We start from the raw sequence: 26,621 nt of genomic DNA on the forward strand, positions 1-26,621 counted from the left end.
AAAACTTTACCGGAACATTACAGTCTGATGGCTATAAAGCCTATCACAATTTAACAACTAAAGGAACTATTTCTCTTTTAGGTTGCATGGCGCATGCTAGGCGATATTTTGAGAAGGCATTAGATAATGACCCTAGAAGAGCAGATCACATACTGCTGCTCATTCAAAAATTATATAGAATAGAAAGAGTCTTAAAAGAACGAGAAGCGTCTGTTGCTGTAATCAAGAGATTTAGAATGCGCTATGCATTGCCAATTTTAAATGAATTAGAACTGTATTTGATTGCTCAAAAAGAGAATGTATTGCCAAAAAGTTCAATAGGGATTGCCATAAGATATACCTTAAATATTTACCAGAATCTAAAATACTATATAAATGACGGGAGGTATGAAATTGACAACAATAACATTGAAAATGCGATTAGACCTTTAGCGATAGGCAGAAAAAACTACCTCTTTGCTGGAAGTCATGAATCTGCACAAAACATCGCAATGTTTTACTCCTTTTTTGCAACTTGTAAAACCTTAAACATAAATCCATATCATTGGTTAACTGATGTCATTGAAAGAATCCCGGAATATAAAGCAAATAAACTAGCTGAATTGTTACCTCAAAATTGGAGTAAAAGATAGTTGTACATTACAGAACGCTTACGTTTGTAAACAGGATAATAAGTACTACTGACAAATAATTTAAAATAATTTTCATACATTAAAACATTTAAAACAATTTTTCTTTAAATTGTTTAAGTGAACATTAATAGAATAAAAATTAAATAAGTGGGGAATATTTTATTATGAATAAAAGACGAATAGGGATTTGTCATATACTTGGGCAAATTTACTATAATTAGTTTACTATAATGCTATACTGTTCTTTTTATTCAAAAGATAGGCTGTATTGTAATTGAAAATAATTTTGTGCGTACATCGATGACTTACTTCTTTTCTTTTTAAAGACTCAAAGAGGTAAGCCTATGATTTGTCATTCCGCAGAAATCTTACAGCTTTGTATTTCTTTCGAAACGCTGATGTTTTATTTTTAGCGGCTTTATGAGAGTTCCTTGCAGGAAGACAAACAGTGCGGAGTTTGTTTATGTGTACAAGAAGCAATCCTGCGCTATGCTTCGTTTCTACAAGTACTGCAAATATTTTGGCCTTACTTTGTTAGCAATCGTTAAAAACGAGCGCTATCCCAAAGGGTTTGATAAAAGAAAACATCTATAGAATTTGTCGTTTTGCAGGAATCTCACAGCTTTATATTTTTTTTTAAAAGGTATGTTTTATGATTAAATGCTTTGCGCTAGATCCTAACAGTAAGACAAGTTGTGCGGAGTTTGTTTGTTTGTACATATAAAAGCAAACATCTCTATCGCAGGAATCTCACAGCATCGTATTTTTGTATAAAACGTATGTTTAATGTTTAGATGCTTTATGGGAGTTCCTTGCAGCAAGACAAACAGTGTGGCGCTTGTTTGTGTGTTTCTACATATCTCTCAATTGCTAGTGCTCGTTATTAACAAGTACCGTAAATGCTTTGAGTATAATTTGCTGACACTTTTTAAAAAAAGAGGGTTAGCTAAAAGAGGGTATGCAAACTACACGTTCATAGTTGAGGTTTTGACTAGGCGTATCGCACCATTTATAGATAAAAATGCGTTGATATGATATGCAATGCATACTGTTATTTAGAAAAATAATAGTGTTATCATAAGTTATTTGATATAGTTTGATGTTTTTTAATTTTATACAAGTAGCTTTTAGACCTGCTATTTAAAGAGACCTCAAAATTACAGTTTATAAAAAACCTTTTTTATCAAAAAAATGTTTTAACCATTCAAAATAACCTAATGACATAAAAATTAATAGTGCATTTAAAACTGACTATGAATCTTATACTTCTAAAGAAGAACACTAACTTTTAGCTATTTGTTAAGGCATAAACAATGATTTGTATCGTAACTTTTAGTTGTTTGATACTGATCTAACAACCATTTATTGTACAATAAATGAGTAAAAGTTATACTATAATTTGTAAAATAGTGTAGAATAAATTATATTATTGTGTAGAATATTTTTATGACTAGTAAAATCCAAGCATAATAAAGAATACAACAAAATACATCAATTAAAATAAAAAATATGGCATTACGGTATAGAATTACAAAAAGAAGCAACAATATTGGTCATAAAAACGAACAGTATATTTTACAGGCAATACATACAGGTACTATCGATTTAGATATGTTAAGTGAGCGCATAAGTGATGAATGCACATTGCATAGTGTAGATGTAAAAGCGGTTTTGATTGCGTTAGGTTCTAAATTAGATTTTTATTTAAAAGAGGGTAAAATTGTAGATTTAGGAGATGTTGGCAAATTTAAAATGGGCTTTAAAGGCACAGCTGAAGACAAGCCCGAATTGTTGAGCGTTAAAAAGAACATTCAGAAGTTTCATGTTAATTACCAACCGTCTTTAAAATTAAAAAGAAAATTAAAGGCAGGTGTTGATGTGTATAAGGAGGGTAGGAAGTAGGTGTCTTTATTCTTTTTGGTACCTCGATGTCTTTGTCTCAAGGGTGTTCATTTAAAAAAAGTGAACGTACGGTTTGTTATTTTGTACTCATCAATTACTGTAAACGTTTTGGCCTTACTTTGTTAGCAATTGTTAAAAACGATTCTTAGCCTAAAGGGTTCGGTAAAAGAATATATCCCCATAAATTGTCATTTAGCTGAAACCTCACATATTTGTATTTAAACCTTCTATTTTTCTCTTATGATTAGCTGCTTCGTGAGTGTCCCTTAAAGTAAGATAAGTAATTTAGACAATATTTGTCATTCCGCAAGAATCTAACATACTTCTACTTTTTGATAAATGATATGTTTTTCTCTTCTGATTAGCTGCTTCATGAGCGTTCCTTAAAGTAAGATAAGCAATTCGGAGTTTATTTTCCAAAATAGTTGTCATTCCGTAGCATCTCACAGAGTTGTTTAGCCGATAAAGAGGGATTGGTTCAACGTACAATTTAGAGTGCACAGCTTTGCCGTTTCTTAAAATTTAGGCTTGATGTTGCCAAATGAACCCAATTTTGTTAAATTTTACTGACATATCTGCGGACGAGGGCATGGATTATAATATTTTTTAGAAAAATTTTCTAAAATTATGCTTGCTGGCTATGAAGGCGCTATAGACTTATTTTTGTCTTTTAAAAGGTGTTATTTGTGGCTTTATCTCACTTTAATACCCTTATTTTGTTTTGTGGCTTGATTTTCGCAGCATATATAGGTAGAAGTTTAAATGAAAAATATTTGCTGCATAAGAATTATGCAAATACTATTTTTTGAGATTAAATATATAGAGTATGATTCAAGTAAAAGAGAACAACACAGTAAAAGTAAATTACACAGGAAAATTATCTGACGGAAATGTTTTTGACAGTTCTGAAGGTAAAGAGCCAATAGAGTTTACTTTAGGACAAGGACAGGTGATACCTGGCTTTGAGAAAGGTCTTATTGATATGGAGGTTAACGAGAAAAAAACCATTACAATTGCTAAAGAAGATGCTTATGGCATCGTCAATGGTGCTTTAATACAAGAAGTTCAAAAAAGTGAACTTCCACAAGATATGGCTCCAGAAGTAGGAATGGGATTAGTTTCTAAAACTCCAGACGGTAGAGAAATGAATTTGGTTGTTGTTGAGGTAAAAGAATCTTCTATTATTATTGATGGAAATCATCCTTTAGCAGGTAAAGACCTTATTTTTGATCTTGAAGTTTTAGAGATTAAAGACACCGTAATTACAGAATAAAGTAACTTATAATTTTTTAAATTACTTAATAGCCTTTGTAAACACTAGCTTTACAAAGGCTTTTTGATTTACTGATGTTGCACATTCTTTAAAATTAGCTTTTGTAATAAATGTGATGCTATTAACCTCGAAGTAATTATACTTTAAAGTTGTCTTACAATTTTATTCATTTTTCTTTTCCATTGACCTTTCGACTTCGCTCAAGATAAATTCCAAGAAACAAAAATCTAGACTTCTGATAATTTTATTGAATTTTACAAGATATTTCGCTGTCGTGTCCAGACCGCAAAAAAGCTGTAGGACAAGTAACCGCTTCCTATCTTTTGAATTCTTACTAAAATTATCGCATGGCGGGTTTAGATGGTGAATGCTATATTCCGAAACGTCGGGAGTATAAATCTGTCATCTAACGCACGGAACTGATGATGTCCTTTAACAAAATAGGTTCTTTAAAAAGTAGACTTCTATTGATGCGAGTTTAATACGTATTGCTATTTTGTCAAAATAATTTACAACAAAAAAGCACATTGATTCTTTATAGTATTTTTGATTTTTTCAAATCACGATACCCATATAACGCCTTTCATTTTAAGGTAAGAGGAAAGTATAGCAGAATAATTTCAAACAAATCAAAAAATTTTGAATAAGCAATTCTTTAAGACGTAAGCTTCGCTATCTAATTTTAACCAAAATATACCTTGCTTTTATCTGGCGTTAAGGAAGTCTTAAAAATGCCAAATAGCAAAGTTTTAAACCTAAACAATTTAGCACTTTATATTTTGTTAGTGTTTTTATTATTGCATTAGTCTCATGAGCATATCCTCAAAAACTTGTTGCTGAATATTTCGGTCTTTCTGTGTTACATCGTCGCGCCCATTTAATCGGGTAACCACATGTAGTTCTGAATGAAGCATTTCAATATTAATAGGTAAATTATCGCTGTTTTTTAACCCTTTGTAGATTAAAACAGCACTTACCGCATCAGCAACATCATCTTTTATAGATTTATATACTTTTAATTGCGTGCCCGTGGGTAGCTTGTATCCTTTTTGCAAGTCTTTGCGAACTTTATCTATCAAATCTAACAATTCGTTTAAGGTTTCTTGTGGACGAAAACGATAATAATAGTTACTTTCAATAGTTGTATTTGTCGCTTCAAAATAACCCAACATTGGTCCAACTAGTCCTACAAGCGTAAGCGTTTTATCAGAGGGAATTACAATAGGATCGATCAGAAAGATGTTTTTCATTCCGTTATCACCGATACTCCCTTCCTTTATTAAATTTAATACCAACGGGCATGCAGTAGACGAACCTGCAAAGCTGATATTTGTATATCCTTTTTCTCGCAGGGCATTATACTCTGCCATAATTGGTTTTTGCCAGTCTTTCCATGTAGATTTTTTAAATTCCTCATAAGTACGACCATGACCTCCCAAAAGCACCTGTGATATTAGAATATCAGCATTTATGGCACTAAATGCTCTAAATTCGTCCCATTCAAAAGTAGAGCCCGAATATCCATGAACTGCAATAATAACGGATTTATTTTTTTGAGTACTACTTGGATTATCTATAGAAAGTGACACCAAATATTGTTCAGGATTGTAAAGTGATGGGTCAAAAATCTGGTCTCCATCTAACATCGTTTCATTGTCAATTTCTGGGCTATCGGAGCAAGCCGCAAAGAATAATGATAAAATTAGGAGTAGTTTTATAAATATATTTTTAGTGCTCATGTTATTTATTTTTGAATAAAGTATAAAAAATACTCATTTGATAATATACAGGGTATAAAGTTCCTGGGCCATCAGCTCCTGTTCCTGTATTTAAATTATATCCTACGCTTAAGTGAACCGTAAAAGGGGCATCAAACTTATAAGCCAATCCTGCATCTACTGAAAACAAAACCGCCGTGTTTGGTAATTCATCAAAAATAGCAGCCTCATAATCAGCATAAAAAAATCCTGTGTTGATGCGAGCAAAAGGTTGTAATTTTTTTTGAGGGCGAAAAAAGTACCCCATGTTCAATAAAAAATTATCTTGTTTAATTGCGTTGGTTCCCATGGCACTGCCAAGCCTTGTGGTTACATAACTAAACCCTAAATGCACACGATTGTTCATGATTTTAGGGCTTGTAAAATTTACTGTTAAATCATTCTCCCAGTAGAGTTTTTGTGTTTTTTGAGTTCGAATACCTACTTTAAATTCTCCAAGCCAATCCTCGTTTTTATCAGTGGTTTGGGCTTGTAGGCAGATCATAGAAGTCATAAAAAGGAAAATTAATATTGCTTTTCTTTTTATGAAGCTGTTTTTTTTATATCTATAGAGGCTATGGTCATTTTGTGAAAGTTCAAGTAATTATTTTATAAGGAATGATCATTAAAAAAAGATATTTAAAAAATTAATGATAAATTATTATTGGCAGCAGATTAATTATTGAGTTTTTTAAATAAAAACCTTTTTGACGCTGCTGCTTCATTATTAAATAAACATTTATTATTTTTTAAAAAGTCTCTATTTACCTTAATCAAAAATCTTTTCTACCGCAATAAGATTATCATCTGGTATGCGATCTATCATTTTATTATACGGATCTATACCTGCTTTTACTGGAACTTTATTTGTAATATAGGTAAATGAGGAGGTTCCAGGTTGCACCCATACTTTCTTAAGGATTAAAGCAGATTTGACCATCATGCCTTGTGTATTCTTAATATCATTGTCAAAAACGCCAATATCTAATGCATTTGCTTTACTACCTTCTTCTAATAACTTCCCATTGCCATCAAAATAATTTTTAGCACTTTCTACCTCTATGGTTACTTCATACTTGTTATCCTCTAATTTTTTATAGGTAGCCTTTGTTACCTTATTAGAATACAGAGTTATCTTTTCAAAACTATCTTCTAAATAGTATTGCAAAGAATCTGGTGTTACTTTCTTCATATAATTATACCATTCTATGGTGGTTGTAAAAGGTGGTTCTCTATATTTAGCAGTTGTTGTATAGGCTTTAAAACTTTTGTTTAAAGCGCTTTCTCCTATTAAATCTTGCAATCCGTATAAAATTAACCCACCCTTTCTATACCATACATAGGCTTGGTCATCATTATCTAACAAGGTTTTTTCAAACTTACTTTCATTGGCTCTGCCTCTTAAATAGCTATCTAATTCATCTTTTAAGAAATCTTGCATGGCATCTACACCATATTCTTTTTTCATGACCATTAAAGAAGAATATTCTGCCATAGATTCAGAGATTTGATTTGCCCCACGGGTAGCAGAAGGTGTAACTTGATGACCCCACCATTGATGGGCTACTTCATGCGCCGTTACTAGGTACACATAATCTAAATCTTTAGGGTCACTAAAATTGCCCACCCAACCAAAACTCTCTGCAAATGGCACGGTGTTTGGAAAAGATTGTGCAAAAGTAGCATATCTTGGAAATTCTAAAATTCTCATTTGGTTATGTTGATATTCGCCATAATTTTCAGAATAATAATCCATAGAATGCTTTACACCCTTTACCAATCGGTCTAGATTATAGGTATGTGTTGGATGATGAAAAATTTCGATATTTACTTTTTTTCCAGTTGCACTCGTCCAAACTTCTCTATGAACGGCATACTTTGCAGAAGAAATATTATAAAAGAAATTTAATTTTCTATTCATTTTATAATGATAATATTTACGTCCGTTCTCTTCCCATTCTTTCTGCAGTTGCCCGGGCATAATAGCAATTTGATCTGGCGCTGTGCTTACGGTTCCTTCAAAAGTAATGTAATCTGCATCATCATTAAAAAGTAAATTATTAGTTCCCCAAGCATCTGTTTGCACCGGTAATTGATAGTCTTTTATCGGTAATTCATACTTTTTACGATCTTGATCGCTCGTTAATTCTCCTTGGGCGTCATAACCAAAAGAAGGAAAGAAGCTATTATTTAAAAAAGTACCATTGTATACAATATCCGAGCCTGATCCTTCATTAGGAAAACCTTTATAAGATGCGGCTACTTTTAACTCTAAAAGTAGGGTATCTTTTGGTTGCAAAGGAATCTCAAAAGTATATATTTCATACCCATAATCGTCATAACGTTTGCCTAATTTTGGTGCTTTTCCGTTTATTGTAAAGGAGATTACTTCTTTTTTAAGCAAACCTTCTGCGCCCCAATTTAAATGCAAAGAATCTATTGTTTCACCAGATTTATTGACCATGATATAGTTTGTCTGTATTGTTGCAGACCGTTCTTCAGGAATTAAATCTGCTAATACTTTTACATCAATTATTTTGGGTTGGGCAATTTTATCATACTTGCTTAAATCTTTTTCATAATTTGCACGCTGAAGGGTATTTGCATCATTTGTTGTGTACTTATTTAATGTTTTAGTGTTGTAGTTGATGAATGCACCAGCGCCAAAAAAGACCACAAGCAATAACCCAAGTAAAGAAATTGTTTTAAAATTTAAACGTTCTTTTGCTAAATGCCATCTTGCTTTGAAACCTGAATCTGTGCCACGTTTCCAGAACAGGTACCCAACAATTGTTAAAAACGCTCCGCAAGCTAGCCAATAGGTTCTAAACCATAATAAAGCTTCACCAAAATGACCAAAACCATTCATATCAGAAAGGGTGTAACCTGGGGCATAACTATACAAGTATAAATTATTGTCTATTTCGGCTAAATTATTCAAAGCAAAAAGAAACGCCCAAATAGCAATGGCAATAACGTGCCCCATAAACTTTTTTGTAACTATAGAATGTACAAAAAAAGCAAGCATAACGAAGGTGATATACTTCGGGAATTCTATTAGATATAAATCGATAAAATACAAATCGAATTCAAAATTAAAATAGCCTTTTAATACTTGATTGATGACGCCACTTACTAAAACTAAATTGACCAAGATAAAACTGATCATGACCAACGCCAAAAATTTAGAGCCGTATACAATTATATTCGGAATTGGTAAAGAACCAAAAATCTGATCATAGTTTACACTTCGTTCTCTGTGTAAAACTTCACCTGTCATAAAAACAATCAAAATAAAGATTAGAATGATGTAGATAGCATCTTTTACCTCTAACATATAGAGCGTTAGGGGTAAAGACGGCGTTCCATATATAGGAGCCCCAAACCAGCCGTCAAAAAATAAGAACAAAACAGCAGCTATAAGGATGGCTTTAAAGAAATTATCTCTTACAATATTCTTGAGTTCCATAAAGGCTAACTGAAATAGTAAGCGAAGATTTAAGGCACTAGAAAACATTTTAGAAACTTCAGGAATCTTCGTTAAAGCAGCAGATGCTTTTGGTGCATCTAAATTATCGTGTTTCTTTTTACTCGTATAATTTTTATTTAAAAACCTTTGAAAATTAAATCGAAATAGCGTAAAAAATAAAGCTGATAAACCCAGCCCAACCCAAATAACACGATTCCAAACTAACATTCCTGTAAAGGGAACTGTTTGAGAATTTTGTTCCTCTGGTGTCCAGTACCTAATAATATTATTAAAAGTTCCTGAACCAAAAGGATCTAATAAACTTACTAAATTTTTGTTTTCAAAATCTTGTGTTAAGGTTAATGTAATTAAGTAGGTAATAAACAAAATTGCACCACCTGCGTAGGCAAGCATTACCTTTTTTGTTAAACTAACAAGCGTAAAAAAGATACAGCCAGCAAAGAAAAAATTAGTCCAATAAATCGTAATTGTAGGTTGTATATAATACCATAAATTAAAATCGGTAAAACGATCTGCTTCTATATAACCCGCAAACGGTCCTATTGCAAAGCCTATAATTAAGCCAACATGTAACCCTAAACTCACCAAAAACAACACCGACATAGAGCCTAAAAAACGACCTAATAAATAGCCTTTTTCAGTAATAGGATAGGTGAAAAAATAATTTTCTGTTTTATGTTCTATATCTCTGTAAACAGGAACGCCCATAATAGCGCTAGAAAGCATAATGCCAAAGATGCTAATAACAGAAAGCATGGTAGCGATCGCTACAGGAGAGTTTACAAATACTTTTTCTGAAGCAGGGCCATTGCCACCAATAGAAAAAATAAGCCCAAAAATTAATAATATTCCGAAATACGCCCAAGTAGCCGGACGCTTTAATCTGTATGTTATTTCAAATAGAAAGATTTCTTTAAACATAATTGAATGGTTTTAAAATTGATTTATAAACAATTATGCAGAGATTGTTTCCATACGAGCAGTAATTTCCGCAAAATAAACATCTTCTAAATTTGCAGTACTTTGCTCAAATGACGCATTTGGTTGCGCATCGCTTAACACATGAATTATCGTTTTACCCGCTTTTAAATGGGTTGATATGACTTGCATATCCTTTTGATACTTTTCAAGTGCTACTTTTTCAATCGATTTTTTCCAAATTTTGCCTTTAATGCCTTCAACTAAAGTAGCAGGGTTTCCTTTTGCAACGACTTCTCCTAAACAAATAATTGCCATATTATTACATAAATTAGAAATGTCTTCTACAATATGTGTTGATAAAATTACGATGGTATTTTCGCCAATTTCGCTTAATAAATTATGAAAACGAACCCTTTCTGCAGGATCTAAACCCGCCGTAGGTTCATCAACAATAATTAATCTCGGATCACCAATTAGGGCTTGTGCAATGCCAAATCGTTGTTTCATTCCGCCAGAATAAGTGCCTAAACTTTTATTACGCACATGCCAAAGATTTGTTTTAGTTAATAAAGATTCTACTAAATCTTTTCTTTCGCCTTTGCTAGAAATTCCTTTTAAAGCGGCAATATGGCTTAGCATATTATAAGAACTTACTTTAGGATACACGCCAAACTCTTGTGGTAAATAACCCAAAATTTCTCTAACTTTAGCTTTATCCTTTAAAATATCTAGATCCCCTAACATTACAGAACCAGTATCTGCTTGTTGTAAAGTGGCTAAAGTTCTCATTAAGGATGATTTTCCTGCACCGTTAGGGCCTAGTAAACCAAACATTCCTTGCGGGATTGTTAGAGAAACATCTTTTAGTGCCTGAACACCGTTTGAATAGGTTTTACTTAAATTTTCGATTATTAATTCCATAGTTTAAAGAAGGTTTTGTTAGTTCATTAAAACGATACTATGGTATGTATAATGGCGAGGGATGAGGGTACCTGTATAATTTTCAGAAAGATACATCTTTCGATTTATACAATAAACAGGAAAAACCACTTTTTTAAAATGGTATTAAAAAGGAAGGAAATAAAAATATTTAAAGTACTTCGTCTATGGTTTCTAAAATAATGGCGCAGCCTTCTATAAGTTCTTCATCGGTTATGGTAAGTGGAGGTGTAATTCTCATGGCTTTGCCTTCAAACAAAAGAAAAAATAAAATTAAACCTTTTTCAAGACATTTTAATATAATTTTTGCGGCTAGTTCTTCCGTTTCAACAAGCGCTACCAGCATTAAACCTTTGCCTCTAATTTCTTTTATAGCCGGATGTTGTAATTGTTCTCTTATAATTTTTTCTTTGCGTAAACTTTCTGATAGATACTCTTTTTCAAGAATTTCTGTGACCGTTGCTAAAGCTGCAGCGGCAATTACTGGATGGCCTGCAAAAGTAGAAATATGTCCTAATTTTGGGTTGTCTTTTAGTAAACTCATATGCTCAAAAGAAGCAATAAAAGCACCAATAGGCATACCACCACCTAAACCTTTGCCCGTAATAATAATATCAGGTATTACGTTGTAATTTTCAAAGCCCCAGAAAGTTCCTGTTCTACCGATTCCCGTTTGAATTTCATCTAATATCAATAGTGCTCCAACTTCTTGGCAACGTTTTTTTACTTTGGATAAATACTCATTTCGAGATTCTATAAAACCAGCACCACCCTGAATGGTTTCTAAAATAACTGCCGCCGTTTTTGTGGTTATTTTTTCTAAACAATAGTCGCAATTAAAAGCAATAAACTTAACACCCGGAATTAAAGGTCTAAACGCTTGGTTTTGTCTTTCTACACCAGAAACACTCATAGCGCCTTGTGTATTGCCGTGATACGAATTTTTGGCCGCAATAATTTCTGATCTTTCTGTAACTCTTTTGGCTAATTTTAAGGCCCCTTCTGTGGCTTCTGTGCCAGAATTAGTAATATAAACAGCTGCTGAAGTGCCGGGTAGGGTGGCAGCCAATATTTTGCAAAGCGCTACTTGTGGCTGCTGAATAAACTCTCCGTACACCATTACATGTGTATAACTATCTACCTGATTTTTAATAGCTTCAGAAACTTTAGGATGGTTATGACCAAGACTATTGGCAGAAACACCTGCAACAAAATCTAAATACTTTTTACCTTTTGTGTCATAAATATAACTTCCTTTTGCATGAGAAATTTCTATTGCCAACGGATGAGGTGTGGTTTGAGCCTGGTATGTATAAAAATCTTCTTTCAACTTATTGACCTATTTTTGAAATTGAAGATTCTTTTTTCTTTTTTTTTCCCTTTATAGGATCTAGAGGTAAAGCGGGTTTTTCTAAAGTTTTCTTTTTTAATGGTGGTTTTTCTTCATTGGTATCTCTTATAAAGATGTCTTCCATTTTTTTAGGTTGCTCATCTTCTCGCCAAATAAAACCTTTTAATTTTTGCACATCTTCTGGTAATAAAGATGGCGGATATGTTTTGCCATCTGAAGCCTTTAAATATTTGATAGATTGTATCACTCCGGCTTCTAATGTGAATTCAATATTGCTAGAAATTTCTTTGGTAATCGTTTCTAAAACTTGTGTTTCTTCATTTCTATTAAAATAGATAGATTCTGCATTTCCTTTTACAAGCAGGGTTTTTAACTTACCTTCTTCAAACTTACCAAACATATTACGACCTTTAATTTGATTATAATTGTTGTCTGATAAAGAATCTTTAGAAATGATAAAAGAGTTGTTAAACACTTTTAAAGAATCTAATTTTTCTGTTTCTACATTCGATTGTAAGTAGATACTATCTCCAGTAATCTGATTTCTGTCAGACCAAATTACAGGGTTTCTATACATTTTGGTATAGCCTGTTGCTTGATTGGTGAAAATAGAATCGCACTTTCCTTGTAAATCAGATTTAAATATTTTTACATTATGATAGGTTCTAACGATTCTTTTATCTGTTTTACCAGTTACTAATAAAGTATCTCCATGAATAAACATAGAATCTTTATCGATGATAGAAATAGCGACTGCCTTTTTAATGATGTACAAGGAATCTTTTAGCTCAAATAATTCAGCATAATTTCCTTTGGTAATAAAGTTTTGAATGGTGTCAATTACCTGTATATTATTGGTTGCTGAAGCAAAGCCTCTATTTTTATCATAATACAAACTATCGCCTTCAACGGTTCTTTCTTTTAGAAAAAGTTTGGCATTTTTGGTAAAATGAGAAATATCTGTTTTGGTATTATAAAAACCTTTTTCGCAGTAAATTTTATTTTCATTTTCGGTATTTGTAATGGTAGATGGGCCGTACAAATACGTAATTCCTGACGTACTGTAATAATCTAAATGATTAGATACTAATGTGTGTTTAGGGTTTGTAACCGTTACTCTAGTTGTTGCTGTAAATTTTTTGTCTTCTAAATAATAATTACCGTATTTACTTTTTAAGGTGTTTGTAGTGTCTTTAATCGTTGCATAACTTTGGTAATATAACTTTTGATTGATCCTGTCAAACTGTAAAGTGTCTGTTGTTAACGTCATTGTAGGATCTTTTAAAACTACGTTACCCCAAGAAAGTGCTTGTTTAGAGTTGGCATCATAATCTGCATAATCACTAGTTTGCGTAATAGTATCTCCTTGTTTAATAAGTACATTACCAATGGCTTTAAAGAAGTTTTGTTTTTTATAAAACAGGGCTTGTTGGCAGGTTAACACAATACCATCTTGTACCATTTTTACCTTTCCTAAAAGCATGGTAGCCCCAGGGTATTTTTCTTCATCGGTATCTTGCTGTTCAGCATAATACACTAGTTTCTTTTCTTCTTGAGAAAAAGAGATGAAGGGTATGCTAAATAGTACTAAAAAAAATATTTTTTTCAATATATTTGTTTTGCTACAAAAATAATGAAAAGATTATTGCTGGCTATTAAAGAAAAGTGAAAGTTGAAATAATTAACTTTTGAAGCTTTTTTAAACGAACCTAATTTTTTGAGTGTTGTTTTTAGATTGCTATTAAAATTGTGCTTTTCTAAAACTTTACTTGAATTCGGAAGAAGAATAAATTGCAAGAATATAATTTTAGTTTTTAATCGATAGAATTCCCCGACGCTCTGCGTCGGTGGTCAAGAGGAAAGTTTGAAAACCTGGGTTTTCATCAAACTAAAAATAAGGTTTTTTTCAGCTTGATACCTCGATGGCTCTGCCTCGAGGTTGTTCATTTAAAAAAAAGAGCGGAACTAAACTTCCTTTCCGACATGCAGAACTTCCTTTGGCTTTTTTTTCTGATCTTTTTGTTTCAAGCTTTTTTTCTTATAAAGAATATAAAGGTTAGGTAATGGTTTGGGGGCGTGAACTGTTTCTTTGAAATAACTTGTTATTACCCTTACTAGGTTAGTAACATCTTGTAGTTTTGTAAAAAATAAAATAATGAAACCATTTTTTGATATATCATTAGAAGAAATGAAAACTTATGGCTATAAAATTGTTGATTTAATAGCTGAACATTACAACGAAATCGAAAATAAAAAACCTGTAACCACTGCTTCTAGAGAAGAAATGGATACCATTTTTTTGCAGGAGGCACCTGAAAAAGGAATGCCAGCGGACAAGGTTTTAGACTTTGTTATGGATAAAGTGATACCGAATAGTAATATAACTAGCCATCCAAAAGCATTTTCTTTTGTTCCAGGGCCAAGTAATTTTATTAGTACCATGGCAGATTCTTTAGCAACAGGATTTAATATTTTTTCTGGTGGTTGGATTGTTTCTCCCGCAGCAGCAGAATTAGAAATTGTTACTATAAATTGGTTGTTAAAAATGTTTAATTTCCCTGTAACTAAAGGGGGCGGTATTTTTACAAGTGGAGGTTCTATTGCTAATTTAACGGCTTTAGCAGCAGCCAGAAGAATAAAATGTGGTGATGATTTTTCTAAAGCAATCATCTACTTATCAGATCAAGCGCATTCTTCAAACATTAAAGCCATTAGAATTTTAGGGCTTAAAAAAGAACAAATTAAAATTATACCGACAGATGTAGAGTTTAAGATAAGTATTAATAAACTTAAAAATGAAATTGCAAAAGATCAATTACAAGGAAAAAAACCTTTTTGCATCATCGCTTCTGCAGGTACAACAAATACAGGAACTGTAGATCCTTTGTACACATTAGCAGATATTTGTGAAAAAGAAAACCTGTGGTTTCACATTGATGCTGCTTATGGAGGTGCTGCAATTTTATCAGAAAAAGGAAGTAAAATTTTACAAGGAATAGAACGTGCAGATTCTTTAACTGTAGACCCGCATAAATGGTTTTTTCAACCTTATGAAATTGGGTGTTTGTTGGTAAAAGATGCTTCTTGGTTAAGCAATACTTTTAGCGAAAAACCAGAATACTTGAGAGATATTGAAGGCAATGAATCTGAAATTAATTTTTATGATTATGGCATTCAATTAACAAGAAGGTTTAGAGCTTTAAAGTTTTATATGTCTATTAAAACCTATGGTTTAGAAACTTTTAAAGCAGCTATTTCTTATAATATTGATTTAGCAGAAAAAACCGAAGATCTCTTAAGAAAAAGTAAAAATTGGGAAATAGTTTCTCCTGCTGCATTAGCGATTATTAATTTTAGATACAATCCTTTAGGTTTAAACTTATCTAATGAAAAACTAGATAAATTAAACCAAGAAGTTTCTGCTCGGGTGGTTGCATCGCAAGAAGCTCTCTTAGTGACAACAGTTTTACAAAATCAGGTTGTTATAAGAATGTGTTTGATAAACCCAAAAACTACTTTAAATCACATCAAAGAAACTTTAGACCAATGCAATCAATTTGCTAATGAAGTTCTTGACGAGTGGGAAAGTTAGTCACACTATTTCCCGCTTTCAATTGATGTTTTTTAACTAAAAAATAAAACCTTTTTATAATTATTTTAGAGAAAAAATAGCGGCAATAAAAAGTATAAAGAGTGCTAAAAAAATGAGTGTTAAAATTATTTTAATACTCATTTTTTTTGGGATTATGTCTCATTTTTTTTCTTTTACTAGTCTACTGTAAAGTGATAAAAGTCATATTTTAGAATAGTAAATAGGAGTACTTTTCGCCGAATGGATAAACAGTTAAACTTACAATAAATAATGAAAAATATACATTCATTTCATATTCCTGTAATGGGAATTGGATTTACAATAGATTCGCCTTTAAAAGTTGCGCAATACGGCATCGATTCCGTAATTTCTTTGGTTGATGATATTCTGATAGAAAAAATGCGAAAGGTTTACAGCGAAAAATTTGAGGTTCCGTATCAAGAAATATCAGATAAAGTTGATGATTTTAGAGCGAAAAGAATTACCTCTTATTTAAATTTTTTACAAGAACAAACCGAGGCTAAATTTAATCAATTAAAGAATATTACATCAGTAAAAAGTAAGGCTTTAAAAGAGTATGTAGATATGTTACCAGAATATTCTGCTTTAAAAAAGGAGTTTATGAAACTTACAGAAGAAAATGTCGATTTTTTTACGGTAAAAGATTGGGTTCGTACTAATTTAAAAATGGGTGCTATTGATGTGAATATAATGACGAAGGTAGACAAAGCAAACTATCAAAATAAAGAATTATTACCTATTGAATATAATGACGCTCACGCAGCGTTAAGAGGCTTTGCAGATAGTAATTTAGCATCTTCTTTGGTGCTTTCTGCGGGTATGAATCCAAGGTTATATTCTTATATCAGTAAATTTAATGATTTTTTTCCTGATGAAAACGGATATATTAAAAAGAAGATTACTCTAAAAGTAAGCGACTATAGATCTGCGTTTATACAAGGAAAATTTCTTGCAAAAAAAGGTTTGTGGGTCAGCGAGTATAGAATAGAATCTGGTTTAAATTGCGGTGGTCATGCATTTGCAACCGATGGTTTTTTATTAGGTCCCGTTTTAACAGAGTTTAAAGAAAACAAAGAAATTTTAAAAAGTGAGACTCAAAAATTACTGATGCAAGCTTTAAATGAGGCAAACAAAGTTTTGCCAAAAAATGAGTTCGCATTAAAAATCACAACACAAGGTGGTGTTGGCACAGCTGAAGAACATTCTTTTTTAATGGAAGAATATCAACTAGATTCTGTAGGTTGGGGAAGTCCATTTTTATTGGTTCCCGAGGCAACAAGTGTAGATGAAAAAACTATGCAAAAACTAGCAAAAGCAAGAGAAGAAGATTTGTATTTAAGCAATTCATCGCCCTTGGGAGTCCCTTTTAATACACTGAAAGGAAATACAAAAGATGCAGAAAAGCAGCATCTTATAGGAAAAAAAAGACCAGGTAGCTCATGTCCTAATAAATTTATTGCTTTAAATTATGAATTTAAAGATACTGGTTTATGCACCGCTTCTAGAGAATATCAACATTTAAAACTAAAACAATTAGATACGTTAGCTTTATCTAAAAATGAAAAAAAACAAAAATATAATGCAATCACAGAAAAATCTTGTATTTGCGTTGGTTTAAGTACATCAACCCTTATTTTAAATAATATGAGTACAAAGAAAACAGGCATGGGTGTTGCTGTTTGTCCGGGGCCAAATATGGCTTATTATGATAAAATAGTGAGTTTGCGTGCAATCACAGATCATATTTATGGTCGGAAAAGTATGTTAACGAGAACGGACAGACCAAATATATTCATCAAAGAATTATCTCTTTATATTGCCCTTCTAGAAGAAAAAGTTGGCAGTATAAAAATAAATTTTGATCAAAAACAATTTCGATCTTTAATAAAGTTTACGAAGAATTTAGAAGTAGGTGTTTTATATTATAATAATTTATTTAAAAATCAAAAACAAACCTTTGTTCATAATAAGGAAGCACTGTTAAATTTGCTTGCAGTTGAGCATGAAAAATTGGTTTTAATTGGTTTAAAAATAGAAAAATTATAAGCCATTAATTTTAGCTCATAAAAAAGCATCTCTTACATTGTAAAAGATGCTTTTTAATTTTATGTTTTATTTAAACTATCGATTAATGGTTTGCTTTCTATCTGGTCCAACAGAAACAATAGATACAGGAACCCCTGTTTCTTTTTCAATAAAAGCTACATAGTCCATTAAGTTTTTTGGCAGTTGCTCTGCAGAAGTCATGGCTGTTAAATCATCTTCCCAACCTTTAAACTCTGTGTAATTTACAGATACATTTTCTGGTTCTATATTAAAGGGTAAATGGGTAATTTCGTTTCCTTTATAATTGTAAGAAGTACATATTTTTAAAGTCTTAAAACCAGAAAGTACATCACCTTTCATCATCATTAGCTGTGTAACCCCGTTAATATCTACGGCATATTTTAAGGCGACTAAATCTAACCATCCACAACGTCTTGGTCTGCCAGTTGTAGCGCCAAACTCATGACCAATTCTTGCCATATCTTCGCCATCTTTATCAAATAACTCTGTAGGAAAAGGACCTGAACCCACTCTTGTGGTATAGGCTTTAAAGATGCCAAAGACATCACCAATTCTATTTGGTGCAACTCCTAAACCAGTACAAGCACCTGCGGCAGTTGTGTTAGAAGATGTTACAAAAGGATAGGTACCAAAATCAATATCTAATAAAGAACCTTGTGCGCCTTCTGCTAAAATTGTTTTTTTATTTTTAATGGCTTGGTTTAAAAATTCTTCGCTATCAATGAACTCTAATGTTTTTAGTTTATCAATGCCTTTTCTAAATTCAGCTTCTAATTCCGTTAAATCGTAGTCAATCTGAACATCGAAAAATGCTAACATTTTTAAGTGCTTTTCTGTTAAAGCGTCATACTTTTCTTTCCAGTTTTCTAGCTCTAAATCTCCAACACGCATTCCGTTTCTACCCGTTTTATCCATATATGTCGGACCAATTCCTTTTAATGTAGAACCAATTTTTGCTTTTCCTTTAGACGTTTCAGAGGCGGCATCTAATAATCTGTGCGTTGGTAAAATTAAGTGTGCTTTTCTAGAAATTAGTAATCTAGACGTATAATCAATGTTATGCTTGTCTAAATTTTCTAGTTCTTTTTTAAAAATAACAGGGTCTATAACAACACCATTTCCAACAACATTTAAAGCTGTTTTATGAAAAATACCAGAAGGAATTGTGTGTAAAACATGCTTAAAACCATCAAAAATTAAGGTATGTCCTGCATTTGGTCCTCCTTGAAAACGTGCAATAATATCGTAATTATTCGTTAAAACATCTACAATTTTACCTTTTCCTTCATCTCCCCATTGCAATCCTAGTAATAAATCTACAGCCATTATTTTATTGTGTAATTATTAAATTTTTAATCTTTTATTTTTAAACAGCTACTAAAAACTGCTTACTGAATATTGCTTACTCTTTCTTTTTAGCCGTTCCGTAAAAATAAAGCGAATGACTATTAATGTCAATATCAAAAATATCTTCTATTGTTTTTTTGATCACTTGAATTCTGGGATCACAGAACTCTTTTACTTCACCCGTATCTGTAAAAATTACATGATCGTGGTTTTTATCAAAATAGCTTTTTTCATAACGCGCCATTGATTGGCCATCAAATTGGTGTTTTCTAACCAAATTACAGTCTAATAATAAATCTATGGTATTGTATAAGGTAGCTCTACTTACTCTATAATTCTTGTTTTTCATTTTAATATATAAAGATTCTATATCAAAATGTTCTTCAGCATCATAAATCTCCTGAAGTATGGCATACCGCTCAGGTGTTTTTCTGTGCTTATGCTCTTGTAAGTAAGAGGTAAAAACTTTTTTAACGACTTCTTGGTTTTCAAGAGAATTACTCATGGTTTTAATTTTTACGAAAAACAAATTTACAGTTATTTCTCATTAAACATCTACTTTTTACAAAATGATATTACATTCTATTAACACGCTCTACTGTTTTTACACCGTCTACTTTTTGTATGCGCTGTATGAGCTTATTTAGTTGCGAACTATTTTTTACACTTAATGATAATTTACCATCAAAAACACCCTCATCACTAGAAATATTAATACTGTGAATAATAACCCCAATATTACTAGAAATTATGCGGGTTACATTATTTACAATACCACTATTGTCAACACCGTTAATGTGTAAAACTATTTTAAAGTCTTGCTTTGTAGAGTCTATCCATTTTGCAAGCATTACACGATATGCGTAATTAGATTGCAGTGAAATTGCATTTGGGCAATTTTTTTTATGCACCTTAATGCCATCATTGATGGTTATAAAACCGAAAACTTTATCACCCGGAATAGGATTGCAGCATTTAGACAGTTTATAATCTAATTTTTCTTCTTCTTTACCAAAAACTAAAGCATCATATTTATTGGTAACTTCTTCTGTGTTTTCTGCAATTTTATTGGTCGATGAACTTCTTCTTAACTTCGTTTTAAAGAAGTTTAAAATGGTACTATTTCGTTGAGATACAAATGCCTTTAATTGAGTGTTGTCTATAGCACCGTTACCAAAACGATAAAATAAATCGAAACTTGTTCGTAATTTAAAGTAGATAACTAATTCGTTCACCGATTTTTCATTAAAAGTAATTTTTAAATGACGTAATTTTCGCAGTAATATGGCTTTTCCTTCTTCGGCAATTAATTTTTCTTCGTCTTTTAAAGCCGCTCTAATTTTGGTTTTTGCTCTTGCGGTAATGACAAAATCTAACCATCTAGAATTTGGTTTGTTTGTAGAACTGGTAATTACCTCAATTTGGTCTCCACTTTTTAAGGTATAACTTAAAGGAACTAGCTTACCATTTACTTTTGCGCCTCGGCATTTTAAACCTACATCTGTATGAATTGAGAAAGCAAAATCTAACGCAGATGCGTCTTTAGGCAATGATTTTAATTCTCCTTTGGGCGTAAAAACATAGATTTCTTTTGAATATAAATTCAGTTTAAAATCTTCAACAAAATCTACGGCATTAATATTCTGACTTTCTAATGTTTCTTTTAACTTGTTTAACCAACCTTCTAAGCCACTTTCGTTTTCTTCCCCTTGTTTGTATTTAAAATGCGCTGCATATCCTTTTTCTGCAATTTCATTCATACGATCAGAACGAATTTGAACTTCTACCCATTGCGCATTTGGACCTACAACAGTAATGTGCAGCGCCTCGTAACCTGTAGATTTTGGTTGCGAAATCCAATCTCTTAAACGGGCAGGATTGGGTCTAAAGTTGTCGGTTACAATAGAATATATTTTCCAGGCATCGTGTTTTTCGTCTTCAGAAATTGGTTTAAAAATTATACGAATTGCATATTTATCAAAAACTTCATCAAACGTAACATTTTGTTTTAACATTTTTCTTTTGATGGAATAAATAGATTTGAATCTACCTTTTATTTCAAAAGAAAATTTCTCTTTATCTAAACCACTTTTAAGGGTTTCTGTAAAGCGTGCTAAATAATTTTGCTGCTCTTCTTTACTGGCTTTAAGCTTTGCAACAATGCTATTAAAAACTTCTGGTTCGGTGTATTTTAAGCCTAAATCTTCTAATTCAGTTTTAATATTATACAAACCTAATCTATGTGCTAAAGGCGCATAAATATATAATGTTTCTGACGCTATTTTTACTTGTTTGTGTGCTGGCATAGCATCCATGGTTTGCATATTATGCAACCTGTCTGCAATTTTTATCAAAATAACTCTTACATCATCATGCAAAGTTAAGAGCATTTTTCTAAAATTCTCTGCTTGTATAGAGGCGTCTTGTTCTTTGTTTAAACGCGATATTTTAGTGAGACCATTTACAATTCTTGCAATGGTTTCACCAAACAAATGTTCCATATCATCAATGGTGTATTCGGTATCTTCTACCACATCATGCAATAAAGCAGCGGCAATAGAGGTAGCGCCTAAACCAATTTCCATGGCAACAATTTTTGCCACAGCAATAGGATGATAAATATAAGGTTCGCCCGTTTTTCTGCGTTGTTTAGAATGCGCATCTACAGCAATATCAAAGGCCTTTCTAATGAGTTCTTTATCTTCTTTTGATAAAACTTCATACGTGCCTTTTAACAGATCTTTGTACCGCTTGGTGATCTCCTTATTTTCTTCTTCTATGGTTGCTGTGTACTGCATAGGCTACAATCTAGAGTTTAATTATACGTAAAGTGAATTTATGAATAACTATTTTAACAGCCAAGCATAAAGGTTTCTAAATTTGATAAAATGAATTGACACGAATTATGATTTGAAAAGAAATAATTTTAAAAGATTGCATTAATTTTTTTGATTGTTTTTTTTGGATAAAAATTAGCCAGCTTTAAAAAAGAGGCAAATTTCATTAACCTGTATTTTTTTTCTTCGGATAAAAAAGTGACATAGAATACCTGATTTTTACAGATTCTTGTTTGCGTTGTAAATCTGTGAAATCCGTTTCAAAAAACGTCATTTAGCGAATGAAATTATATCTTATTTTTCTAGATTTTCTATGCGCTCTAACAAAGTAGGATGTGAATAATGCATAAAAACATAGGCAGGATGTGGTGTTAAGTTACTCAAACTATTTTTTGATAATTTTTTGAGTGATGTAATTAAAGGAGCAGCCTCAAAAGTTTCTTTCGCATAATTATCTGCTTGGTATTCAAATTTACGAGACATATAATTCATAAACAAACCCGTAATTTCTGATATTGGGGTATATAAAATTCCGAATGTAATTAAACCAATATGAAAACTAGGAATAGCAACGCCTAGTGCCTCTGATAAAAGAGAAGAATTTATAAAAAGCGATAAAACAAATAAGGTTAAACCGGTTAGTAAGATGGAAGATATTAAATTAAAAACGATGTGTTTTCTTTTATAATGGCCAACTTCATGGGCTAAAACAGCAACAATTTCGGCTGTTTCTAAATCGTTTATTAAAGTATCGTAGAGCGTAATTCTTTTTTGCGAACCAAAACCAGAAAAATAGGCATTTGCTTTGGTCGATCGTTTTGAACCGTCAATCACAAAAATATTATTTAAGGTAAAACCTACGTTTTGTGCGTAGTTTTCTATGGCAGATTTTAATTCGCCAGCTTCTAAAGGTTTTTGTTTGTTGAATAAAGGAACAATTAGTTTTGCATAAAACATGTTCATTACTAAAGAAAAACCGGCAACGAAAACCCAAGCATATATCCAAAAATCTGCGCCTGCAAAAAGATTTAACCAAATAATTAGTGATAAAATTCCGCCACCTAAAACAATGCTCATCAACCAACCTTTTATTTTATCAAGCCAAAATATTTTTTTGGTAGCTTTATTAAATCCAAATTTCTCTTCAATCACAAAAGTTTGGTAATAAGAAAACGGGGTTGTTAAAATATCTGAACCCAACATAATGACTCCGAAGAAAATTAAAGCAACCAAAATAGGGTTGCCTGTAAAACCTCTCGCAAAATCATCAACATATTTAAAACCATCAACAAAGAAAAAACTTAACGTTAAAACAATTGAAAAAGTGGCTGTTAAATTAGAGAATTTCTCGTTGGTTTTTTTATAAGCTTGAGATTTTTTATAAGCAGCTTCATCATATACATCGGCTAATTTATCGGGAATTTTATCATCAAAATGTTTTGAATTTAAACCGTCTAAAATTTTATCAATAATAAAACTGATGCTGATAATTGCTATTAGAATGTAAAATAGGGTAGTAGGTTGCATTTTAATGGAGATCTAATTGTTTAAATTTTTTAATAATTATAAGATGATAACTTTCTTTGTAAGCTTTAGTGAGAAAATTCATATCAATAAAATGACGCCATTTATTTTCCAATTTCGTAATTATTTTTAAACGTTATCAATAGTTTTATCATTTATTTCACTTTTTTGCACAGCAATTAAAAAATATTTTCATGTTATTTTTACCATAAAGGTTTAAGGCTAACTCTTCCTCATCGGCTTCAACGACTAATTCTGATGCTAACAGATCATAAGCAGAACATAGGTTATAATGAAGTTCTGTGTTTTTTAATAAAGAGAGATGTTTTAGATGCATATCATTGTTACCTGTTAAAAAAAATAATACAAGTTCATAAAAGTTTACGATATTAAAACCAGGATCCTTTGAAAATGCTTTAATTTTTTTTTTGCAATTTGCTCATGAGAACCTTTGTATTTATGTTCAGTTTGCCTTTCTGATAATTGACACATATCTGCCAAGTGTAATTTATTATTTTTTAAGCTGTCAATTCTCTTTGTGAGATATGCTAGATGTCCTGATTTTAACCGTTTCAGAGAATGTTTTACTGTTTTTATGTTAGATATTTTAGCAAGATGGATTGTTAAATGTTCAATTTCATGCAGTTGTTCGTAAAATTCTGTTTGAGGTCTTAAAATATAGCCTCTAAATAAATCAACAATCGTAAGTTTTCTGTTGCAGGGTTTTCGTCAGTTTTAACTGTGCTTAAAGAAAGCTTTGGTTGAACGCCGGTGATGGTTTTTTATAATTTTTCAGCTAATCTAAATATTTTATTCTGTCTATATTCTAAAATTGGCGGACTATTGTTCCAAATATTTTTTTACTACCACATCTATGAAATTCATAACCTATAAATTTATTTTGGGTTTTTTCTTGGTAACATAATAAACATTTATGCATCATTATTTATCGTTAATAATTCCATTTAAACTACACCAATACAATTATTACAGGTAACCAGTAAAATGCTCATTCTATCTTTAACGTCAAATTTCCAGTTTTTTTTCAATATCTAAAAGCCATCTTCTAGGAATTAACCCATCAATAAAAAATAAAATTTTACTTAAATATTTTGATGATTTAAGAAAAAGCGTAAAATTAATTGCTTTTAGATTTTTACTTTACAGGTAATTGTTCTCGTAACAGAAATGAAAACCTCCATCATCTTCAAAAAGTTTTTCTGGTCAACTTTTAGGCATAAAAACTTTCGCTTTTTTCATTTTTGTTATTGATTTTCGGGGATTCTAATGCACCTAATTCAAAGCCAAATAAACAAAGTTCTTCATTTACTTTATCCATTTTAGTGTTTCTTTACCTTGCTCTAGTTCTCTAATAAAGCGAATTCCCTTACTAGATTTTTCAGACATCTCTTTTAGGTCATTCTCAAAGATTTTCTTTTTAATCTTACAAAATCATTTAGTGATGTATATTTCATTACGATACCTTTTTGAGTATAAATATAGTTTTTTATTGTTAGTTCTACCCTTTTGGGTATTAAGTTTATGCAATTAAAACAGATTGTTTTGCGTATCTATTTTTTTAAACGGAAATACGAACAATAAGTTTGGTGTTTTTAGTTGTCTTTAATTAGAACAATATCTTCAGGCAGGATATTCGGAATATCAATAATTTTTTTAAAATCAAAGTCGAGTAAACCAACTTTTTCTTCATTTTCCATAAAATAAGAAATTAGTATAAAATCAGTTGTAACATCAATAATGTGTATTTTTTCACGTTTAAATACATCCACTACTTCTAGATTTGTATCTATTTTTTGAATTTCATCTTGTTTAATGACTAGAAACTCCGAATCATTGATCCAATGTGTGTTAAAGTTTTTAAAATCGAATGGAACTGATTTTTTATTGGAGCCATTATAAAGTGTTAATTCTTCTGTGTTACTGCTAAAGTCTTTATAGGTTCCAATAGCGATGCCTTTGCGATAGCTAGAAAAAGATTTTAAAGGATACAAAATTGTTTTATTGAGTTTATTCGTAACAAAGTCAATATTAAATTTAATCACTCCATTTTCTCTATTAAATGCTATAATATCAAGAAATTGATTCTTATTGTAATGGTATTCTATTTCATCAAAACTAGAGTTAGAAACGTAAAGAGTGTCAATTTCTAAATTATTTAGACTAATTGAAATGAACGCCTTACTGGTATGATCAAAACCATATATTTTGTTATTATAGGTCGATAAAGACCATGAATTAAAGTAATCTGAAAACGAAACAATTTCCTTTATAGAATCGTTTTTAACGTTGTATTCTAAAATCTTATTATAATCAAATATGCCTTCCATTTCATCTGCTTTATAAATTGACATGAAGACTTTGTTTTCATTAAAGTTTACTTGCACGGGATAGTTAGCACCTGCAGAACTATATTTACCCCCCATTAAAACATCTTTGTAGGGTCCGAAGCTTATAGCACGTTTACTTGAACTCAAAACAGTGTCTTTTAATAAATACTCATGTAAGATAATGCCATAATAATTTAGTTCGTAGTCGTAATCATGGGTTACAATCAAAAGAGTATTCTCTTTTTTAATGATCGCATCTTTTATTTTTTCTTTTTTAACTAAAATAGAGGGTACTCTCTTGCTATCAACTTTTTTATTGGTGCAGGCAAATAGAAAAAATGAAATAAATATATAACTTCTAATATTCATATTTTGTTGATGAAATTCAAAATCTTATTTCCCCGCTGTGCTAGCATACATAGCAGCACCAATAATACCAGCATTATTCTTAAATTTAGCAACTTTTACGTTCACATCAGTTTCTAAATATTCTGTAACTATTCAGCGGATGTTTAGTGGTTGTTAACAATTTGATTTATTTTATCCACAATTTTTTATTTTTAGTCATTCTATTTCAAAAAAAGCAGTTGTTTATGCACATCGGTTGATAAGTGTGTGAT

19 protein-coding genes are annotated in these 26,621 nt (G+C 31.4%); 5 read left to right on the plus strand and 14 right to left on the minus strand.

Annotated features, from left to right (window positions below; all coding sequences use genetic code 11):
* Together tnpC and ES044_RS15325 are read left to right on the plus strand one after the other, a co-directional pair.
* Positions 1–632: IS66 family transposase (gene tnpC / locus ES044_RS15320; RefSeq protein ID WP_147187341.1), on the plus strand; the 632-nt coding region annotated here is incomplete at its 5' end.
* A 1,509-nt stretch (positions 633–2,141) separates the two neighbouring features.
* On the plus strand, positions 2,142–2,534 hold the full coding sequence (locus tag ES044_RS15325) for a DNA-binding protein (RefSeq protein WP_147120222.1): 393 nt from the start codon (positions 2,142–2,144) through the stop codon (positions 2,532–2,534).
* A gap of 285 nt (positions 2,535–2,819) precedes the next feature.
* Here the strand turns inward: ES044_RS15325 and ES044_RS18630 are convergent, their stop codons facing one another.
* Positions 2,820–2,966, minus strand: coding sequence for a hypothetical protein (locus ES044_RS18630; protein WP_189663311.1), 147 nt, complete (start codon positions 2,964–2,966; stop codon positions 2,820–2,822).
* A 394-nt stretch (positions 2,967–3,360) separates the two neighbouring features.
* Between ES044_RS18630 and ES044_RS15330 the strand changes: the two genes are divergently transcribed.
* The gene (locus tag ES044_RS15330; protein ID WP_147120223.1) at positions 3,361–3,807 is read left to right on the plus strand and encodes a peptidylprolyl isomerase; all 447 of its coding nucleotides are present in this window, start codon (positions 3,361–3,363) and stop codon (positions 3,805–3,807) included.
* A 794-nt stretch (positions 3,808–4,601) separates the two neighbouring features.
* On the opposite strand, the gene ES044_RS15335 is transcribed toward ES044_RS15330, so the two are convergent.
* The 6 genes from ES044_RS15335 to ES044_RS15360 all read right to left on the minus strand — a co-directional run bounded on the left by ES044_RS15335 (position 4,602) and on the right by ES044_RS15360 (position 13,874).
* The gene (locus tag ES044_RS15335) at positions 4,602–5,546 is read right to left on the minus strand and encodes an alpha/beta hydrolase (protein WP_147120224.1); all 945 of its coding nucleotides are present in this window, start codon (positions 5,544–5,546) and stop codon (positions 4,602–4,604) included.
* 1 nt (position 5,547) lies between these two features.
* Positions 5,548–6,078 carry a hypothetical protein gene (locus tag ES044_RS15340; protein WP_147120225.1) on the minus strand — a complete coding sequence of 177 codons (531 nt, stop codon included), beginning with the start codon at positions 6,076–6,078 and terminating at the stop codon, positions 5,548–5,550.
* Positions 6,079–6,333: 255 nt separating this feature from the next.
* The gene (locus ES044_RS15345) at positions 6,334–9,975 is read right to left on the minus strand and encodes an ABC transporter permease/M1 family aminopeptidase (protein WP_147120226.1); all 3,642 of its coding nucleotides are present in this window, start codon (positions 9,973–9,975) and stop codon (positions 6,334–6,336) included.
* Positions 9,976–10,008: 33 nt separating this feature from the next.
* Positions 10,009–10,896, minus strand: a complete 888-nt coding sequence (locus ES044_RS15350) for an ABC transporter ATP-binding protein (RefSeq protein ID WP_147120227.1) — start codon at positions 10,894–10,896, stop codon at positions 10,009–10,011.
* Positions 10,897–11,065: 169 nt separating this feature from the next.
* A complete protein-coding gene (locus ES044_RS15355; protein ID WP_147120228.1) occupies positions 11,066–12,244 on the minus strand; it encodes an aspartate aminotransferase family protein in 1,179 nt (392 codons plus the stop codon).
* Between the two features lies 1 nt (position 12,245).
* A complete protein-coding gene (locus tag ES044_RS15360) occupies positions 12,246–13,874 on the minus strand; it encodes an OstA-like protein (protein WP_223269237.1) in 1,629 nt (542 codons plus the stop codon).
* A 546-nt stretch (positions 13,875–14,420) separates the two neighbouring features.
* Between ES044_RS15360 and ES044_RS15365 the strand changes: the two genes are divergently transcribed.
* Together ES044_RS15365 and ES044_RS15370 are read left to right on the plus strand one after the other, a co-directional pair.
* Positions 14,421–15,857 carry a pyridoxal phosphate-dependent decarboxylase family protein gene (locus ES044_RS15365; RefSeq protein WP_147120229.1) on the plus strand — a complete coding sequence of 479 codons (1,437 nt, stop codon included), beginning with the start codon at positions 14,421–14,423 and terminating at the stop codon, positions 15,855–15,857.
* A gap of 270 nt (positions 15,858–16,127) precedes the next feature.
* Positions 16,128–17,924, plus strand: coding sequence for a hypothetical protein (locus tag ES044_RS15370; protein ID WP_147187343.1), 1,797 nt, complete (start codon positions 16,128–16,130; stop codon positions 17,922–17,924).
* A gap of 75 nt (positions 17,925–17,999) precedes the next feature.
* On the opposite strand, the gene ES044_RS15375 is transcribed toward ES044_RS15370, so the two are convergent.
* The 7 genes from ES044_RS15375 to ES044_RS15415 form a co-directional block, all read right to left on the minus strand.
* On the minus strand, positions 18,000–19,271 hold the full coding sequence (locus tag ES044_RS15375) for an adenylosuccinate synthase (protein ID WP_147120231.1): 1,272 nt from the start codon (positions 19,269–19,271) through the stop codon (positions 18,000–18,002).
* Positions 19,272–19,347: 76 nt separating this feature from the next.
* Complete coding sequence (locus ES044_RS15380) at positions 19,348–19,797, minus strand: Fur family transcriptional regulator (protein WP_147120232.1); 450 nt, start codon at positions 19,795–19,797, stop codon at positions 19,348–19,350.
* A gap of 70 nt (positions 19,798–19,867) precedes the next feature.
* Positions 19,868–22,090 carry a RelA/SpoT family protein gene (locus ES044_RS15385; protein ID WP_147120233.1) on the minus strand — a complete coding sequence of 741 codons (2,223 nt, stop codon included), beginning with the start codon at positions 22,088–22,090 and terminating at the stop codon, positions 19,868–19,870.
* A 333-nt stretch (positions 22,091–22,423) separates the two neighbouring features.
* Entirely contained in the window at positions 22,424–23,656 is a 1,233-nt protein-coding gene (locus ES044_RS15390) for a M48 family metallopeptidase (protein WP_147120234.1), read from the minus strand.
* A gap of 157 nt (positions 23,657–23,813) precedes the next feature.
* Positions 23,814–24,074, minus strand: a complete 261-nt coding sequence (locus ES044_RS19565) for a HipA domain-containing protein (RefSeq protein ID WP_147120237.1) — start codon at positions 24,072–24,074, stop codon at positions 23,814–23,816.
* Positions 24,035–24,355, minus strand: a complete 321-nt coding sequence (locus ES044_RS19570) for a HipA domain-containing protein (protein ID WP_147120238.1) — start codon at positions 24,353–24,355, stop codon at positions 24,035–24,037. Before ES044_RS19570 ends, ES044_RS19565 begins: the two co-directional genes overlap by 40 nt.
* 911 nt (positions 24,356–25,266) lie before the next feature.
* Positions 25,267–26,370, minus strand: coding sequence for a hypothetical protein (locus ES044_RS15415; protein ID WP_147120235.1), 1,104 nt, complete (start codon positions 26,368–26,370; stop codon positions 25,267–25,269).
* Positions 26,371–26,621 lie beyond the last annotated feature (251 nt).

Source organism: Polaribacter sp. IC066 (genome assembly GCF_007997085.1).
Lineage (GTDB): Bacteria > Bacteroidota > Bacteroidia > Flavobacteriales > Flavobacteriaceae > Polaribacter.